Below are 16,306 nucleotides of genomic sequence, written 5' to 3'. Positions count from 1 at the left end.
GGTCAGCCCCCTCCATAATCGCCGTCGATGCGGCCTTCGCGTACGGCCAGAAGCGCCGAAATGATCTCTTCGCGCAGCTCGGGCGTCAGTCGGCTTTCGGGTATCGACAGACTGATCGCTGCCGTCGGCTCGCCATCGAGCATCAACGGCACGCCGAAGCACGAGACCCCGATATCGTTTTCCTCGGCGTCGCAGGCCCAGCCATTTGCCGCCGTCTCGGCGAGCAGCCGACGCACCGTCACCGCGTCGCGCGGCGTGTGTGGCGTGCGCTCCTCGAACTTGATCCGCTCGATCAGTTGTTTTTGACGCGCTTTGGGCAGATGGGCCACCATCGCCCGGCCAAGGGAGGTGCAGTAGAACGGATCCTGCGTTCCCGGTCGGACCTGCCAGCGCAAATTGCGCGTGGTTTCAATAAAGTGGACGTAAAAGACCGAGCCCCCCTCAAGAACGCCCAGATTGATGGTCTCGTTGAACCGGCGGTGCAAAGGTTCCATGAACGGCATGGCGCGCTGCCTGACATCTTCGAAACTGTCCCCGCGGCCGAGGTGAAAAAGGCGCAGACTCAGGCCGTAACGGCTGCGCGCACTATCCTGGTCCACATAGCCAAGCTCGACCAAAGTCTGGAGGATGCGGAACAGCGTAGGCTTGGGCAGGTCTGTTATCGCCGCGAGCTCCTTGAGCGAGGCCGGACGCGCCAGCTTGTTCATCGCTTCGAGCGCGACGAATGCCTTTTCGATTACCGCAATCTGGGCAGCCATGGTGATCCTGCAAAATCCATATATCGTACTGCAGAATAACGATTTCGTATCGAGAGACAAGGCTGTCGTGGGAAACACCTCAGGAAACAGGCGCTGTGCGCGCTCGCTCTTCGCAAGGGTTAGGTCACCGGCAGACAATGGTTGACGCAGATATGCACGCGACGACGAAGATGGGCTGTGGCCATCATTCGTTGTCTATGGTGTCCAATGCTTCTCGCACGGCCGCCGCCAGATGATTGCGCCTGTATGGCTTGGTGAGTAGCTTGATGCCGGATCCAATCGCCAGTTGTGTACAATCGAGTTCTCGGTGTATCCAGAAGTAAACAGAATTTTGATATTCGGTCTGATTTTACGCGCGGCATCAGCAAGATCCCGCCCGCCCATTCCGCCAGGCATCACCACGTCGGTGAACAACAGGTCGAGCTCAGCTCTCTGGTTCAGTACTTCCGCTGCTGCGGCGCCAGATGAGGCCTGCAAGACATTATGATCTAGCGCCTGAAGTTGGGTCGTGTCTCGGATTTGGTGGAAATTTGAAGGCGGCGTAATCTCCGGGTGACCTGACACCCACCCAACCGGCGGCGCCAACCGCCAGGGAGATCACGCCATGACCCAGATTACCGACACTTCAAGCTTTTCGCTACTGTCCCATGATGCCGGGTTTGACCCGATCGAGGAGCAGTTGCGGATGAATGTCCGCACGACCGTTCGAGGAGGAGCTTGCCAGCTTTCTCGGCCGCCTGCGCTACGACCGGGGCGATGGAGCCGCGAAAGGGTATCGCCACGGGCACCGCGAACGGCAGCTCACCGGCACCTTCGGGACCGAGACGGTCCGCGTGCCCCGCGCCCGCGTCGCAGATGAGACGGGCAAGGTAACGGAGTGGCGATCGAAAGCGCTGCCCCGATACCAGGGGCTGACAAAGAAAGCCGAGGGCCTCATCGCCGCTGTCTATCTCGCCGGCACCAACACCCGGCGCGTCAAGCGAGCGCTGTTCGGGTTGTTCGAAGGTGCCGTGAGCAAGGACGTGGTCAGCCGTGCCTGGCGCAAGGTGAAGGTCGACTGGGACGCTTGGTGCGCCCGCAGCCTTGCCGATGAGGATATCGTCCGCCTGATCCTCGATGGGACCGTGATCAAGTCCCGTCTGGACCGGAAAGCCACGAACATCTCGGTGCTGGCCGCAATCGGGGTGCGGCGGGATGGGCAGAAGGTTCTGCTTTCCATCAGGAATATGGGCGGGGAGAGCACGGCCGCCTGGCGCCAGTTCCTCGACGATCTCGACGCCCGCGGCCTGAAGCGGCCTGAATTGGTGATCGTCGACGGCGCCCCGGGGCTGGAGGCCGCGCTCGTGGCGCTGTGGGGAGAGGAATTGCCCATCCAGCGCTGCACGGTTCACAAGCATCGTAACCTTCTGGGTCATGCCCCCAAACACATGCAGGACGAGCTGACCGAGGACTACCGCGACATGATCTGCGCCGACACCGCGGCCGAGATCGACAAGAGGCGCAAGGCGTTCCTGCGCAAGTGGCGCCTGAAGTGTCGGGCGGTCGCCGACAGCCTCGAGGACGCGGGCGACCGGCTCTTTTTCACCTTCACCCGCCTCGATCCCTCGCAATGGAAATCTGCGCGCACGACCAACGCCATCGAACGTGTGAACGAGGAGTCCCGCCGCCGCATCAAGACCCAGACCGTGCTGCCCTGCGCCCAGACCGTGCGATGTTGCTCTGGGCGCTACTCGCCTCCGGTCAGATCCAGATGCGCAAGGTCGATGGCTGGGAGACCCTGTCGAACCAATGCCCCTTGACCTCGCAGCCTGAAAGGCCCATCCATCACATGCTTGGAGCACGCCGCCAGGGAATTTCCACAGTATTCGCGACACGACCCCCGCCGAGATTATCGCTCTGTTCGTGCGTCGCTGGCAGGTCGAGGTTACCTTTGCAGAAACGAGGGCCCATCTGGGTGTCGAAACCCAGCGGCAATGGTCCGACAAAGCCATCGAACGGACTACGCCTGTATTGCTCGGCCTCTACAGTCTCGTCTCGTTGTGGGCTTGTGATCTGCTAACCACCTCCAGCATACCCTATGCCGCCGCGTGGTACCGAAAGAGCAATCTCACCTTCACCGACGCAATCGGCGCAGTCCGCCTCGCTTTATGGGTCGGAGACATTTACCAACACTCCCGCCAAACCGGGAACGACATAAAATCCCACCAGACCGTCTCGTCCGAATGGCCGCGGCCCTCTGCTTCGCGGCATAATGTACAAAGTCGAGCTCAGTTATGTCGACCACGTTTCCCGTCTCGGGTCCGCTGAAAGCTTCAGCGAAATGACCGGTGAGCGTTCCCAATTCTTCGTCTTGTCTCGTCATCAACGCCGGCGTCCTGCGCATATTGCGGCCAGTTCGCAACGACCTCGCTGACATTGGAAATGAGTGTCTTTGCTTTGGTTGGCTTTATCGATGTGGTTTCCGCGAAGGCCAACAGGTCGTCCATCTCGAAGCCGTCGCGTTTGCCGTTCAGGCTCATCTGATGTTGACCGGTCCAGTCGCCGCTCGGATTGTAGGAGTAGTTCACGTCGAATGCTGGCGACAGCGTCCACTCACCAGCCTGGTCCATGAGGAAGGCGATGTTTTTGACGTGATCATCCTGATTTCTGGCGATGATGTTGAAGATTGCCCGGAGAAACTGCTGCTCAAGCGCGGGGGCGCCGAGGCCAAGTTCGCGGATGGTCAGGATGGCCTGCTCGTAGGAGTAGCCGCGCGGATCGTTGAAGTCGTAGTGCTGCAGGGCGCAGAGCGACTGCATGTGGAGTTTTTGTGTCACTCCATTCTCATCGAGGGGACGATCGAACCGCCGTGTCATGAAGTGGCTGCGTCCGCCCTCATGATGCAAACGGCATGGCGTCATGTCGATGCCCGCGGCCGTTGCCATCAGGTAGTAACCGTACTCGATCAGGCCGAATCCCTGCGGGTCGGGTTCTTCCTTGTCGCGGTTATCGTCGATGCCATCGAACTTCATCAACCAGTGTTCGAAGCCGTCTCCGGCGTCGATCTGGCCATGGCGGAATTCGCCCGTATTCTGGTTCCACGCCAAAATCGCCTTCGCGCGCGCTCCACCGGCTGATGTGCCAACTCTGAGAATATCGTCGATCGCGGTAATGTCGTTCTCGCCCTCGAGTGCGCCTTCCAGACCGGCTTTCTCGTTCAGGACCAGATTGGCCAGGCGCACAAGGTTGGCAACCTCGACTTTTCGAGCTCTCCGGTTCGAGCCCATCAGCGCCGGCTTGAACTCAAGAGCTCCCATGCCGCGGGTTCCGACATAGCAAAGGCGCTCCACCGGATTGAAGCTTTCAGGTCTGCGGCCCTGTTCTGCCAGCCAGGCGTTGATCAGCCGATCACCATATTTGTCGGGAAGGGCATCCGCCAGCATTCCCGGGAGTCCTTTGAACGTTGTCCGGGGCAGGGCAGGAAAGGAATAAGGGTCCGGAGTTAAGGGCATTACGAGCGGCGACAGCTCTATGCCAGATTTGGCGAATTCGGGGTCATACTGGAAGACGGCAAAGCCATCCTCCGGCAACCACGAAACGGCCGCGACCTCTCGCCCCCAGAGATTGATTGATGCATCGGTTGAAGGTTCAGCCATGGTCTACTTCTTTGCACCCCATTCCCATTGCTTGGTTTTCTTTGTTGGCTTGGTCGAACTCGATCGTTGTCGCTCGCCCCCTTTTGTCCGCACCCGCTCAATCGGCCTGACACGCGGATCGGGAACAAGGAGGTCGACGTTTTGCTGGACTTTCAGAGAAATCAGCACGCGGATGAGCGAGTCGAGTGTCGGATTATCTCCGGATTCGAGGCGTCTCAATGTGCGCTCGGAAATGCCTGCGTCCTGGGCGAGCTCGGCCTGCGTAATGTTTCGGGAGAGACGCAGCCGCTCGAGCTTTTCGCCGATGTCCCGCGAAATTGTTGCTGGTGTTTTGACGCTCGTGTGTCTATTGTCGGCCATATATGACCTCATAGTCCGATTTAATCCGGTTTGTAGGCCGCATATGGCCGTTTGTTACGCATCCATTGAAATCCGTTAAGCGGTCATATAAGGCCGTTTATGACGAAAATCAATCGCTATCGGTCGCATACGGCCGCGAAGATCCTCGTCCTCATGGATGCGGTGCGGTGTCCGCCCAAACTGGTATCCTCGAAGCTTAACCGCATCATCGGATGGTTCTACGACCATCTCGCGCGCCTCATCTACGCCGATGCGGTCAGGAAACGCTCGAACCGAAAGCAGCTCAATCGAGCCATGACGCCAGGGATCAGGCGCCTACCTCACCGCGCACACCCATCCCGCGCCAGCGGGTTCTCGTTCAACGACCTCCATTGCGCCCTTCAGTCACTCGGGCCAGTCGGCTTCCAGCCCCGTCAAGGTATCGGAGAGATTGCAAAGCGGGACGGCGCGCGAAAAATGCCATCCCTGCAACCAATCACACCCCATTTGCACAAGACACCTGGCTTGTGCCTCGGTTTCAACGCCCTCAGCGATGACTTCCTTATTGAGACTGGCTGCGATGTTGACCACGCTTTGCACAATCGTCGCATCTCCGGTGCTGGTCGTAAGCTCCGTGACAAAACTCTTGTCGATCTTGATCTTATCGAACTTTAGAGATCTGAGGTGGGAGAGAGAGGCATAGCCAGTGCCGAAATCATCAAGGGCAATTTGCACTCCTTTCCGCCGAAGGTGGGTGAGGGCCGTTGTCACGTTTTGAGTCTCCGCACCCAGAACCAGGTTTTCGGTCACCTCGACGATGAGCCTTTCGAGGGGCACGTTATGTGCCTCACACCGATCGATCAGCCGCGCGACGAAGCTCGTATCTCTAAAGTCAGCATTCGCCACATTGAATGCTATTCTTTCGAAGGACACTCCTTGATCGGCGAGCTTCCGTGCCGCATGAACCGTCTGGTCCATGACATAGTTTCCAATTTTCCAGGCCGTGTTGGCATCGTTGAACACGGTGGAGAACGCCAGTGGAGTCACTAATCCATCAGTCGGATGGTGCCAGCGAAGCAATGCTTCCAGAACGGGCGGTTTGCCTGGTGCAGCAGCAGCAATCGGCTGAAAATACAACTCGAACTGGTTGTTATCCAACCCCCTCTCCACGGCTTCACGCAACTGGATAGCTTTGTCGAAGCTGCGTCGCATCTCGGGACGGAAAACTTGAAACTGGTCCTTGCCCGAGAACTTTGCGCAGTAGAGCGCTAGGCTGTGTTGACAAAAGGGTTTCCCAAATCGCCGCGTGACTGATTCAAGGCTTCCTTTCAGAGGAGGCAGTTTTGGCTCGGGGCGATTTGACTGATGAAGAGTGGGCGCTGGTAGGGGAATTGTTGCCGGCCGAGCGTGGTCGGTGGTCTCGGCCAGCCCTGGACAACCGGCGCTTTCTGAACGGAATGCTCTATGTGTTGCGGGTCGGTTGCCCCTGGCGCGACATGCATGAGCGCTATGGCAAGTGGAATTCCGTCTATGTCCGGTTCCGGCGCTGGGCCGAGCAAGGGGTCTGGGACGCTTTGCTGGAAACGCTGGTCGAGCTTGGGCTCACCGACGACTGGCAACACATGATCGACAGCACCACGGTGCGCGGCCACTCTCAGGCAGCGGGCGCAAAAGGGGACTCATAAGGAGGGTTTTGGTCGAAGCCGCGGCGGCTTTACGAGCAAAATCCACGCCCGCGCAGACGGTCAGGGACGCCCTCTTGGCTTCGTCCTCACGGGCGGCGAAGCCTCCGACTATAAGGCCGTCGATGACCTGATCGCCTTGCCTGTCGCCAAGCCCAGGCTGATGCTGGCCGACAAGGGCTACGACAGCGATGATGTCCGCGCCAGCCTGCTGCTCAAGGGGATTATGCCGGTCATCCCGCCCAAGGCCAACCGCAAAGAGGCCATCGCCTGCGACTACCGTGCCTACAAGGACCGCAATCGGGTCGAGCGCATGTTCAACAAGCTCAAGCAGTTCCGGCGCATCGCAACCCGATACGACAAGACCGCCGTCTCGTTCCTTGGCTTCCTGGCACTCGCCGCCGCAAAGCTATGGATGCCGACTTATGTCAACAGCGCCTAGATCTGCGGCCTTCATCAGCGTCTTTCCCGTCTTGCCATGACGCGGCGCCAGCACCAGTCCAACGCTTACGGTGCACTGAAGGGTCCCGCGCGGTAAACGCATGGGTTGCCGGATCGATCTCATCAAGTCCGTGAGTTGGGCTGCCGCTGCGGCTTGAGATGTGCACGGGAGCAGGGCCGCGAATTCGTCTCCACCCAAGCGCGCGACGAGCCCCTGGCCTCCTGCGAACGTCTCGAGGCGTTGCGCCAACGTTCGCAACACCGCATCGCCGGCGTCATGCCTATAAGAGTCATTGATGAATTTGAAGTTGTCCACGTCGACAAAGGCGAGCGCAAACCGACCACCATCGAGTTGGGACTGCTTGAGATATGCACCAAGCGTTGCGGTGAAGTGGGCCCGGTTGGAAACCCCCGTAAGAGCGTCTCGCCGAACAGCATCGCGCAAACGGCGGCGGTTCTCCCGAAGCTTCGTCTGAACCAGCTTTGACTCGGTGATATCGAATCGGATTGCGACATAGGAGGTTGCGTTCCCGTTGGTTCCGATGCGCGGCACGATGGTAGTGTGCACCCAATAGTGCGATCCGTCTTTTCTCGCATTGCAGATCTCGCCACTCCAGATGGTCCCGCGGGCAATGGTGCGGTACATGTTGCGGAAAAACTGCTTGCTGTGCCTGCCCGAGTTCAGGATTCTGTGGTTTTGGCCGATAAGTTCGTTGGTACAATAGCCGCTGATCTCGCTGAACTTTCGGTTCACGTAGATAATCGTACCTTTGACATCGGTGATTGCGACGATGGCAGACTCGTCGAGCGCGTCGAGAATGAAGTCTCTCTCCGCCCCAGTTCGCAGGCTGACGAGGCGATCCACGTGTTCCGGATTCGCCGGCGGACGAGCCGCACTGCGCGATTCATCGCCGCCCGTGCTGAGCTTACGTGAACGCCTTGTATTTTCTTGACTCATGCGTGGTGTACCGCGTGCTTTCGGGCAAAAAGCCGGAACCTGTATCGCGCCGGTTAAAAAAGGATTTGCCGAAGAAAGGACATGCGCCAAAAATGTGGCCGGAGAATCAGCCTGGGTTCTGCTGCCTGGTAGCTGGAGGAGTGGCTGGAGCGTTGGCGCAACGATATTTTGGGGGGGTGGACGGCGGACGCAGCGCTGTGCCCCTCATTCCGATCCTTGACGAAAGTTCTGAACGTTCTGACTGTCGTCAGCAACTGCAGCCTTGAACAGGTCGATCCGGAGGGGCTGAACACATCGATCCGCGCGGGTACTGTTCCCTGGGGTCTGGAAATTTGCATGAAGTGCGGGGCATGAGCCCGTGCCGGGGCGCGCCCCGTCACGGGCTGCCCATTCTGGTATTCCATGGAGTTTGAACACAACCATGGACAGGAGCGAATGGACAGACGCAAGGATACGGCGGTTGAGGCCGTCCTGGAGCAGCTGCGAACACGGGCCTGACGAAATCGGCTCGGTGTTCGCTCGCCTGCACAAGAAGGTGCTGGCGTCCGCCGAGGAGGATGCGACCTGCAAGCTCTTGATGACGATCCCTGGTGTCGGTGCCGTCACGGCGCTGGCCTATACCGCGACCATCGACATACCGCAGCGCTTCAGAATCTCCAAGGCAGTGGGTCCACCCTCGGGCTGACGCCGAAGCTCAACGAGTCCGGCGAAAGCAAGCGCGTGGGCCGCATTTCTCTGTGTGGGGACGGCATGATGAGAACCCTGCTCTATGAGGTCGCACAGACGCTGCTGACGCGCGTGACGAAATGGTCATGGTTGAGAGTCTGGGCAATGAACGTCGCCAAGCGGCGCGGGATGCGCAAAGCCATTGTCGCGCTCGCACGTCGCCTTGCGGTCATCATGCATCGCATGTGGCTGGATGGCGCCGAGTTCCGCTGGACACGGGAAGCCACGGCCCCGATCATCTGATCCGGACGGCCAGGAAGGAGAGAGACAGAAAGTTCCGCCCCGGCGGACAAGCGTCCTTAGCAGGACGATGGATGAGGTAAGTTCGAACTCAACTCCGTGCCGACCGCACTCGATGTCGGTCAGGACGCTAAAAAGATGGGACTGCCTCATTCTCCTGATCCTATGCTGGGAGGGCAATGCGCCGATCCCGTAGAGAAGCAAGGGCCTGCGAAAGACGTCGACGCTGGGCACATGGAAAGGCTTGAAGCGCTTGACCTGAACACGCCGAATAGAGAAGGGTCGGGTCGTGGGAACGCGGTTGGAAAATGAGCCGGACCGCGTATTGCTACGCCCCGCTTTTGCCAGTGCTGCTGCCCGAGAACAGGATGAAGGCGAACAGCAGGACGCTGGCAAAGACAACAAGCGAGCCGACGGCGACCAGCGGTTCGAGCGCACGATTGCCTTGGAGCATGAAATAGAGCGACGGCATCATCACCACCACGCCGATTGTGTAGACGCCATACTGGATTTGCGCGAGGCGGGTCCGCGCCTTATCCGGCTCGAACGCGTAATATGTCCCGAACAGCGCCATGGTAACCCAGCCGAGCAGGTTGATATGCGCATGCGCCCCAAGGGACTGTGGTCGCCCGAGATCGACATGTGAATGCCGAGCCCAATCCCAATGACAAGGAAGACGATGGCAGTTTTGAAATAGAGCTTTGGCAGTGTGGGCATAGTGTTTCTCCCGTTCGCGGACTTTCCCGCTTGGCCCCGTGCGCAACGGATTGTGACAGGAGTCTCGGTGCTTATGCCGGTGCAAGCGGCGGGCCGGTGACTCGAGCGCGTGGCGACGCGCAATCTCGACGACTCGCTCCATGTCCGTTGGAATGGTGAGCCCCAAGCGGCTCATCTCCTCGAAGAAGGCTTCGATACCGCCGGGCGTCGTCGTCACCAGATGGCGCGACCAGTCCTCGCCGGGGCCACGAATAAACCGGTTGCCTTCCAGCCAGAACTCCACCTGACCGGTGAGCACGACGAAGGTTTCATCCTGATTATGATGGATATGGCGAGGTGGACCGAAGCCTGGCAATATGGATGACGCGCTGCGCTGACTCAGCGGTGCAACCCCATGAGCCGAATGGCTCGGCCCCACGCCCCAGCAGGACGTCTCAGGCTCTCCGAGCTTGAGCGCTATTCGAACTGGCTCAAGTTGCAGTTCCTGCGTTTGGGTCAAAGAACGAACCGGTCTTAAGCATTGCGTGCATTATAACTGCCAGTTTGCGCGCCACGGCTACGGCGGCTCTTTTGAAGCCGATCCTCTCCCTGAGTTTGAGACCCCATGTCCGCAAGCGGTTGGCAGACTGGTCGATACCTTCACGCCCAAAGAGTGCGCCAACTACTTCGCCGCCGCTGGATACGATGCAGACTGATGGGGTTCTGCTTGTCTTATGACTTTTCCTGCCGAATGGGCGAAAAAGGGTCCGCTGGGAGAGGGTAACCGCCCTCCCTCAGCGGCGAGGGTCGGATCGTTGACATGCTGACCGTTGACGGGTCGAGCTAGAGTTTGATCGCCCTCGTCTTTCCCATCGGCCTGAACGGATACAGGGGCTTTGAGGCCCGCATGACAAGCAGAGGCAGTAAAGATGACAGACTTTACCATCGGCGTTGACGTTTCGAAAGATACGCTGGACGTTCATATTCATCCAGCGGGTGGGCATCGCCAGTTCCCCAATACACCAACAGGCTTCAGAACCATCGTGAGATGGATCGCGGACCGGCCCGTCGCCCGCCTCGTCTTCGAGGCGACGGGCCCTTATCACCGCGCCGTCGAGCGCGCGATGGGCGAGGCGGGCCTGTCGCTGTGCAAGGTCAATCCGCGCCAGGCCAAGCGCTTTGGCGAGGCGCTCGGTCAGCTGGCGAAGACAGACCGCATGGACGCAGAGATGCTCGCCCGCTTCGGGGCCTTGATCGAACCGGACGTGCGCCCGGCGCCCTCGAAGATCATCAGTGATCTCAAGGACCTGCATGTGGCCCGCACGGCCCGCATCAAGGACCGCACCGCAGCCAGGAACCGGGAGAAATCGCTACAAAGCCCGTTGCTGAAACACCAGTCACGCGAACGCCTCGCCCAGATCGAGCGCCATCTGGAGGCCATCGAAGCCGGGATGCTGGCCCTTGTTGAAAGCGATCAGGACCTTGCCAGAAGGCTTGCCATCCTGACCTCTATCCCCGGCCTCGCCACACGCTCAGCCTTCGCCCTGATCGCCGACATGCCAGAGCTCGGAGCCCTCGACAGACAGGCCACAGCCGCCCTCTCAGGAACTGCTCCCATGACCCGCCAGTCCGGCAAGCGAACGGGCAAGGCCTTCGTTACCGGAGGCGGGGTGAATGTCCGTCAGGCCCTTTACATGCCAGCTCTCGTTGCTGCCCGGTTCAATCCGGACTTCTCTGCCATTTACCAAGCCATGACCGCGCGCGGCAAACCGCCCAAAGTCGCCCTCACCGCCATCATGCGAAAACTCATCATCCTCGCAAATGCCCTCATCAAGGCTGACCGGAAATGGGAACAAAGACCGGCTTGACCAACACGGATACTCTAGCCTTAGCCCGAGTGGGCAAGTCGGTCCGTTATGCGCTGCAGGGCCAGAAGCGAAGCGCGACCGTTGGCGCCATTCCGCACTATCGGTCGACCCGGCACTGCCCTCACGGTCTATCGGGCCCTTACTGGCCCATCGTCCTGCCAGAAAGCCCGTCGATGATGGGGCATTCCGGCCGTGCGTCGCCATGGCAATTGTTCACCAAATGGGCCAGTAGGTCGCGCAGTTCAGTCAAGTCCACGATCTTTCGTTCGATTTGACCGAGCTTTTCCGCAGCGATCGCTTTTACGTCCGCGCTTGCGCGTTGGCGATCAGAATAAAGTGAGAGCAATTGCCGGCACTCCTCGACTGAAAAGCCAAGGCTTCTGGCCCGTTGCACAAAACGGAGGCGGTGCACATCGTCTTTGGAGTAGTCGCGATATCCGTTCGCGGCGCGATCGGCCTTCAACAGCCCGATGTCCTCATAATAGCGGATAGTCTTGGCCGGAAGACCTGACTGGCGGGCGGCAGTTCCAATGTTCATGGCAATGTCTCCAATGCTAACCCGGCCTTCATAAGGGTTCCTGCGACTGGAAGCGCAAGGGTCAATTGCGAAAGACGACCGCGCGGCACGGACCGCGCGGCCGGGTATTTTTAGTTGGCGTTTGCAACCAGCCAGGTCGTCATCTGCTCTATCTCGGCGACCTGTGCTTCGATGATCTCTTCGGCGAGGGCTCGCATCTGCGGATCGTCACCATGATCGAGCAGTACCTGGGCCATGTCGATGGCGCCCTGATGATGAGCGATCATCCCGCATGCGAAAGCCACATCGGCGTCTTCGTTCATCATGCCTTCGTGCATGGCGGGCATGGTGACCATCATCTTGGCCATGTTTTCCTGGACATGCTCGGGCATGGCCTCGAGGTCCATGTCCATTCCCATCATGTCCATCATCGCTGCGCCCATGTCGTCATCTTGATCGCCGTGCATGGTGCCGTGCCCCATGGACGAATGATCCATATCCCCCATCCCGGTAGTGGTCGTGCACTGGTCGGGCAGCTGGAAGTCGGCCCCCTGCGCGAGAGCGGGGACGGAAAGCGCAGCGGCTGCAAGGGCCGCCATAAAGACTATACTTGCGAAGTTCATCGAAATTCTCCTGTCAAAACTGGTTCATATTCAATCAGATCAGCAGGATGCGCGGAGGAGGAACGGCAACATCGGGCGAACCGCTGAGCGCGCCCGCCCCAATGGCGCTGATTACCTTGTCGCCTGGTTCCGAAAACAAGGAGCCATGGGGCTCGGTCGCCAAACCGGGATGGCACTGGGTCATCATGCAGCAATCGGCGCCGCAGGGTTTACAGGGGTGCTGGGCGCCCGCCATCTCGCCAGGGTCGGTATCGTGATATGCCGGATCGTGCGCCTCCTCGATCCCACTACCATGCATTTGGGCATGACGCTCGAAAGCGCCCGCGCCAGCCGGCAGCCAGACCAGGGAAACGGCCAGTGCGAGCAACGCGGCAATCATCAGCGGTAGTGTCCGGTCGGCAAGCTTCAACGAACGGCGCCTTTCGCATGCATCGGGATTGGAACTCGCGTTGAACCGAACAATTCCCCAAAATATGGCGGTTTCGAGAACGAGGGCACACCTGTCGGGATCAACTGATCTGACCGAGCTTGCCCGAAGAAAGGATCGACGATGAGCAAATACCTGCGCTTTGCTGCAATGATTGCAACGTCCACGGTGATCATGTTTGGGCTCATGTATCTCAACACTTATGCCCTCGAGCACGTCTATTGGAGCGAGACTCGGGCCTATATGGCGCTGGTCATGGGCGCGGCGATGGCCATCGTGATGATGGCCTTCATGTTGGGCATGTACGACCGTAAGGGGATCAATGCAGCGATCTTTGCTGTTGCCGCACTCATATTTGCGGGATCTCTGTATCTGGTGCGCTCGCAGGCTACGATCGATCAGGTCGACTGGTTGAAGGCCATGGTCCCACATCATTCCATTGCCATTCTGACGAGCGAGAGGGCGGAGTTGACCGACCCACGGGTTCGCGAACTTGCCGACGAAATCATCCAGGCCCAGCGCCGGGAGATCGATGAGATGGAAACCCTCATTGCCGAACTCGAACGGTGAGACTCCGGGCGCTGGCTATGCCGCACGCCGCGGTGGATAGCCCACATCGTCGAGTTCAGCCGCAATGGTGGCCTGTTCAGCGCTCGAGGTGACACGCACCACCTTGGCACCAAGATCGATATCGACTTTGGCTTCAGGATCGATCGTTTGGATCGCTTTGGTGACGCTCCTGGCGCAGCCGCCGCACGTCATGTTGTCGATCTGAAATTCCATGTGGCTCTCCTACGATTTGTTTTCTTGGACGATGGGGGTTCCAGCAGGAGGAAGGTCAAGGGAATTCGGCACGGGAGAAATTGTTGCCTGTCAGCATTGACCTTCCATCGACTGGAAGGCGCAGAGAAGGTTTCTCAGAGCTTGCCAACGGGAGCGACCAATGACCGCCCATACGAACCTCGAAACCGAAGATGGTCCGGCTGCGGGGCCAACCAAGATCACGCTTCCTGTGGTTGGAATGACCTGCGCGTCCTGCGTTGGTCGCGTTGAACGGGCTTTGGTGGGCGTGCGAGGCGTCTCTGGAGCCAACGTCAATCCTGCGACCGAGCGCGCCGAGATTACAATCGATGAGGCTGCAGACCGTGATGCTCTGGTCAAGGCAATCGAGGATGCAGGCTATGAGGTTCCTGGCCAGAAGCTGCAGCTCGCAGTCGAAGGGATGACCTGCGCTTCTTGTGTCGGTCGAGTGGAAAAGGCGTTGCTTTCGGTTCCCGGGGTGACCAGCGCTTCGGTGAACCTTGCGTCCGAACGAGCTTCTATCTGGGGAAGCGCATATCTCACTCAGGCCGCACTGATCGCTGCCATTGCTTCGACCGGTTATCAGGCGCACGCAATAAGCGCCGGCGCGGATGGGCAGGCGCAAGCCGCTCGCAAGCAGCTCGATCAGTCGGCGCTGGCCCGGGACGTATCCATTGCTGCGTTGCTCACCTTGCCGGTTTTCGTTCTGGAGATGGGCTCGCACCTTATCCCTGCGATCCACGATCTGGTAATGAACAGCATCGGGATGCAAGAGAGCTGGTATGTCCAGTTTGCTCTTACCACACTGGTGCTGTTCTGGCCCGGACTGCGCTTTTACAGGACCGGGTTGCCGGCACTCGCCAAGGGCGCGCCAGACATGAACTCGCTGGTGGCCGTGGGCACGCTCGCTGCCTGGTCGTATTCGGTGGTGGCAACCTTCACGCCGCAGGTTTTGCCCGCGGGGACCGTGAACGTCTACTTCGAGGCGGCCGCCGTGATCGTGACGCTGATCCTGATTGGCCGGCATCTGGAGGCCCGCGCCAAGGGGCGAACATCGGATGCGATCAAGCACCTTGTCGGCCTCCAGCCCAGGACAGCACGTGTTCAACGCGACGGCAAAAGTGTGGAGCTCTCGCTCGCCGAAATCGTCACTGGCGATCTGGTGGACGTCCGGCCCGGCGAACGCGTTGCGGTAGACGGCGAAGTCGTGGAGGGGTCCTCCTTTGTTGACCAATCCATGATCACAGGTGAGCCGGTGCCCGTCGAAAAGACAACGGGCGACACGATTGTCGGTGGTACGGTCAATCAGACTGGTGCCCTAACTTTCCGTGCGACCGCAGTAGGCGCCGACACCGCGCTTTCCCGGATCATCCGCATGGTCGAGGAAGCGCAGGGCTCCAAGCTCCCCATTCAGGCGCTGGTCGATAGGGTGACGCTGTGGTTCGTTCCCGCCGTCATGGGAATTGCCGCATTGACCTTTGTTGTCTGGGCGATCTTTGGTCCTGATCCGGCGATCACCTTTGCCCTTGTCAATGCCGTAGCCGTGCTCATCATCGCCTGTCCATGTGCCATGGGGCTGGCAACACCCACATCCATCATGGTTGGAACCGGTCGTGGCGCCGAGATGGGCGTTTTGTTCCGCAAGGGCGAGGCGCTCCAGTCCTTGATGGGCGCCCGCGTTGTCGCGTTCGACAAGACCGGTACGCTGACCGCGGGCCGACCCGTGCTGACAGACTTTGAAACCGTTGACGGGGTTGCCAGCAACGATGTGTTGGCTCTCCTTGCCGCAGTTGAATCCCGATCCGAACATCCCATCGCGCGGGCCATTGTCCAGGCAGCTCAAGAACAGCGTCTGGCGCTCCCAGATGTCACCGATTTCGAGGGCATTACCGGTTTCGGCATCCGCGCCCTGGCAGACGGGCGTCGCGTCGAGATCGGTGCTGACCGGTACATGGAACGTCTCGGGCTCGACGTCTCGCCATTCGCCACCACTGCAGCGCATTTGGCCCAAGACGGCAAGTCCCCGCTCTATGCCGCCATCGACGGCCGGCTCACGGCAATCATTGCTGTTGCCGATCCGATCAAACAAACGACACCGGATGCCATCAAGGCCCTTCATGATCTTGGTCTCAAGGTCGCGATGATCACCGGTGACAATCGCCACACAGCCGAGGCGATTGCCCGGCGTCTGAACATCGACCACGTAGTGTCCGAGGTGCTGCCTGATGGCAAGGTCGCTGCGGTAAGAGAGATGAAACTGGCGCACGGTCGGCTCGCCTTCGTCGGAGACGGGATCAACGACGCGCCCGCACTGGCCGAAGCCGATGTCGGCATCGCCATTGGAACAGGCACCGACATCGCCATCGAGGCCGCCGACGTGGTGCTGATGTCGGGCAGTCTCATGGGCGTCCCCACTGCGATCGCGCTCTCGAAGGCAACGATCGGCAATATCCGGCAAAACCTGTTCTGGGCCTTTGCGTACAATACCGCTCTCATTCCGGTCGCTGCCGGCGTGCTCTATCCCACATTTGGGCTGCTTTTGTCGCCGGTCTTGGCTGCAGGGGCGATGGCGATGTCGAGCGTCTTCGTGCTTGG

13 protein-coding genes and 6 pseudogenes are annotated in these 16,306 nt (G+C 59.6%); 6 read left to right on the top strand and 13 right to left on the bottom strand.

What is annotated here, in order from left to right:
- Window positions 1–2: 2 nt before the first annotated feature.
- Together EO136_RS07710 and EO136_RS07705 are read right to left on the bottom strand one after the other, a co-directional pair.
- Window positions 3–758 carry an IclR family transcriptional regulator gene (locus EO136_RS07710; RefSeq protein ID WP_127143877.1) on the bottom strand — a complete coding sequence of 252 codons (756 nt, stop codon included), beginning with the start codon at window positions 756–758 and terminating at the stop codon, window positions 3–5.
- A gap of 195 nt (window positions 759–953) precedes the next feature.
- Window positions 954–1,322, bottom strand: coding sequence for a response regulator (locus tag EO136_RS07705; RefSeq protein WP_246018293.1), 369 nt, complete (start codon window positions 1,320–1,322; stop codon window positions 954–956).
- Window positions 1,323–1,362: 40 nt separating this feature from the next.
- Between EO136_RS07705 and EO136_RS07700 the strand changes: the two are divergent.
- Window positions 1,363–2,544, top strand: a pseudogene (locus EO136_RS07700) (IS256 family transposase); the annotation flags it as partial.
- 526 nt (window positions 2,545–3,070) lie between these two features.
- Here the strand turns inward: EO136_RS07700 and EO136_RS07690 are convergent.
- The 3 genes from EO136_RS07690 to EO136_RS07680 form a co-directional block, all read right to left on the bottom strand.
- Window positions 3,071–4,393, bottom strand: a complete 1,323-nt coding sequence (locus EO136_RS07690; RefSeq protein WP_127143875.1) for a type II toxin-antitoxin system HipA family toxin — start codon at window positions 4,391–4,393, stop codon at window positions 3,071–3,073.
- Between the two features lie 3 nt (window positions 4,394–4,396).
- Window positions 4,397–4,753 carry a helix-turn-helix domain-containing protein gene (locus EO136_RS07685; protein ID WP_127143874.1) on the bottom strand — a complete coding sequence of 119 codons (357 nt, stop codon included), beginning with the start codon at window positions 4,751–4,753 and terminating at the stop codon, window positions 4,397–4,399.
- A 384-nt stretch (window positions 4,754–5,137) separates the two neighbouring features.
- Window positions 5,138–5,944 (bottom strand): EAL domain-containing protein, encoded by an 807-nt coding sequence (locus EO136_RS07680; RefSeq protein WP_127143873.1) that lies wholly within the window; start codon window positions 5,942–5,944, stop codon window positions 5,138–5,140.
- Between the two features lie 131 nt (window positions 5,945–6,075).
- Here EO136_RS07680 and EO136_RS19090 point away from each other — a divergent pair.
- Window positions 6,076–6,856, top strand: a pseudogene (locus tag EO136_RS19090) (IS5 family transposase).
- Here the strand turns inward: EO136_RS19090 and EO136_RS07670 are convergent.
- Entirely contained in the window at window positions 6,824–7,813 is a 990-nt protein-coding gene (locus EO136_RS07670; RefSeq protein ID WP_127143872.1) for a GGDEF domain-containing protein, read from the bottom strand. The pseudogene EO136_RS19090 and the gene EO136_RS07670 overlap by 33 nt on opposite strands.
- 514 nt (window positions 7,814–8,327) lie before the next feature.
- On the opposite strand from EO136_RS07670, the pseudogene EO136_RS07665 reads away from it, so the two are divergent.
- Window positions 8,328–8,782 (top strand): annotated as a pseudogene (locus EO136_RS07665) (transposase); the annotation flags it as partial.
- 325 nt (window positions 8,783–9,107) lie between these two features.
- On the opposite strand, the pseudogene EO136_RS07660 reads toward EO136_RS07665, so the two are convergent.
- The 3 pseudogenes from EO136_RS07660 to EO136_RS07650 form a co-directional block, all read right to left on the bottom strand.
- Window positions 9,108–9,496: pseudogene (locus tag EO136_RS07660) on the bottom strand (hypothetical protein).
- Window positions 9,497–9,743: 247 nt separating this feature from the next.
- Window positions 9,744–9,914, bottom strand: a pseudogene (locus EO136_RS18810) (cupin domain-containing protein); the annotation flags it as partial.
- 52 nt (window positions 9,915–9,966) lie between these two features.
- Window positions 9,967–10,164: pseudogene (locus tag EO136_RS07650) on the bottom strand (IS110 family transposase); the annotation flags it as partial.
- Window positions 10,165–10,404: 240 nt separating this feature from the next.
- On the opposite strand from EO136_RS07650, the gene EO136_RS07645 reads away from it, so the two are divergent.
- Window positions 10,405–11,343 (top strand): IS110 family RNA-guided transposase, encoded by a 939-nt coding sequence (locus tag EO136_RS07645; RefSeq protein WP_127143871.1) that lies wholly within the window; start codon window positions 10,405–10,407, stop codon window positions 11,341–11,343.
- A 139-nt stretch (window positions 11,344–11,482) separates the two neighbouring features.
- Here the strand turns inward: EO136_RS07645 and cueR are convergent, their stop codons facing one another.
- From cueR to EO136_RS07630, 3 genes are all read right to left on the bottom strand, one after another.
- The gene (gene cueR, locus EO136_RS07640) at window positions 11,483–11,881 is read right to left on the bottom strand and encodes a Cu(I)-responsive transcriptional regulator (RefSeq protein ID WP_127143870.1); all 399 of its coding nucleotides are present in this window, start codon (window positions 11,879–11,881) and stop codon (window positions 11,483–11,485) included.
- Between the two features lie 110 nt (window positions 11,882–11,991).
- Window positions 11,992–12,483 carry a CopM family metallochaperone gene (gene copM / locus EO136_RS07635; RefSeq protein WP_127142819.1) on the bottom strand — a complete coding sequence of 164 codons (492 nt, stop codon included), beginning with the start codon at window positions 12,481–12,483 and terminating at the stop codon, window positions 11,992–11,994.
- Window positions 12,484–12,517: 34 nt separating this feature from the next.
- Window positions 12,518–12,892 (bottom strand): hypothetical protein, encoded by a 375-nt coding sequence (locus EO136_RS07630; RefSeq protein WP_127142818.1) that lies wholly within the window; start codon window positions 12,890–12,892, stop codon window positions 12,518–12,520.
- 141 nt (window positions 12,893–13,033) lie between these two features.
- Here EO136_RS07630 and EO136_RS07625 point away from each other — a divergent pair, with 141 nt between their 5' ends.
- On the top strand, window positions 13,034–13,480 hold the full coding sequence (locus EO136_RS07625; protein WP_127142817.1) for a DUF305 domain-containing protein: 447 nt from the start codon (window positions 13,034–13,036) through the stop codon (window positions 13,478–13,480).
- 15 nt (window positions 13,481–13,495) lie between these two features.
- On the opposite strand, the gene EO136_RS07620 is transcribed toward EO136_RS07625, so the two are convergent.
- Window positions 13,496–13,693, bottom strand: coding sequence for a heavy-metal-associated domain-containing protein (locus EO136_RS07620; protein ID WP_127142816.1), 198 nt, complete (start codon window positions 13,691–13,693; stop codon window positions 13,496–13,498).
- A gap of 160 nt (window positions 13,694–13,853) precedes the next feature.
- Between EO136_RS07620 and EO136_RS07615 the strand changes: the two genes are divergently transcribed.
- Window positions 13,854–16,306, top strand: a 2,453-nt coding sequence (locus EO136_RS07615) for a heavy metal translocating P-type ATPase (protein ID WP_127143869.1), incomplete at its 3' end; no start/stop codon positions are given.

The organism is Pelagibacterium montanilacus (genome assembly GCF_003992665.1).
Taxonomy (GTDB): Bacteria; Pseudomonadota; Alphaproteobacteria; order Rhizobiales; family Devosiaceae; genus Pelagibacterium; species Pelagibacterium montanilacus.
The sequence above is the reverse complement of the archived record's forward strand: the minus strand, read 5'-3'. Positions and strand labels throughout refer to the sequence as shown.

Excerpts from the sequence above, each read along its gene's own strand:
- EO136_RS07710 (WP_127143877.1), bottom strand. The coding sequence starts at position 758 with ATGGCTGCCCAGATTGCGGTAATCGAAAAGGCATTCGTCGCGCTCGAA.
- EO136_RS07690 (WP_127143875.1), bottom strand. The coding sequence starts at position 4,393 with ATGGCTGAACCTTCAACCGATGCATCAATCAATCTCTGGGGGCGAGAG.
- EO136_RS07685 (WP_127143874.1), bottom strand. The coding sequence starts at position 4,753 with ATGGCCGACAATAGACACACGAGCGTCAAAACACCAGCAACAATTTCG.
- EO136_RS07680 (WP_127143873.1), bottom strand. The coding sequence starts at position 5,944 with ATGCGACGCAGCTTCGACAAAGCTATCCAGTTGCGTGAAGCCGTGGAG.
- EO136_RS07670 (WP_127143872.1), bottom strand. The coding sequence starts at position 7,813 with ATGAGTCAAGAAAATACAAGGCGTTCACGTAAGCTCAGCACGGGCGGC.
- EO136_RS07645 (WP_127143871.1), top strand. The coding sequence starts at position 10,405 with ATGACAGACTTTACCATCGGCGTTGACGTTTCGAAAGATACGCTGGAC.
- cueR (WP_127143870.1), bottom strand. The coding sequence starts at position 11,881 with ATGAACATTGGAACTGCCGCCCGCCAGTCAGGTCTTCCGGCCAAGACT.
- copM (WP_127142819.1), bottom strand. The coding sequence starts at position 12,483 with ATGAACTTCGCAAGTATAGTCTTTATGGCGGCCCTTGCAGCCGCTGCG.
- EO136_RS07625 (WP_127142817.1), top strand. The coding sequence starts at position 13,034 with ATGAGCAAATACCTGCGCTTTGCTGCAATGATTGCAACGTCCACGGTG.
- EO136_RS07620 (WP_127142816.1), bottom strand. The coding sequence starts at position 13,693 with ATGGAATTTCAGATCGACAACATGACGTGCGGCGGCTGCGCCAGGAGC.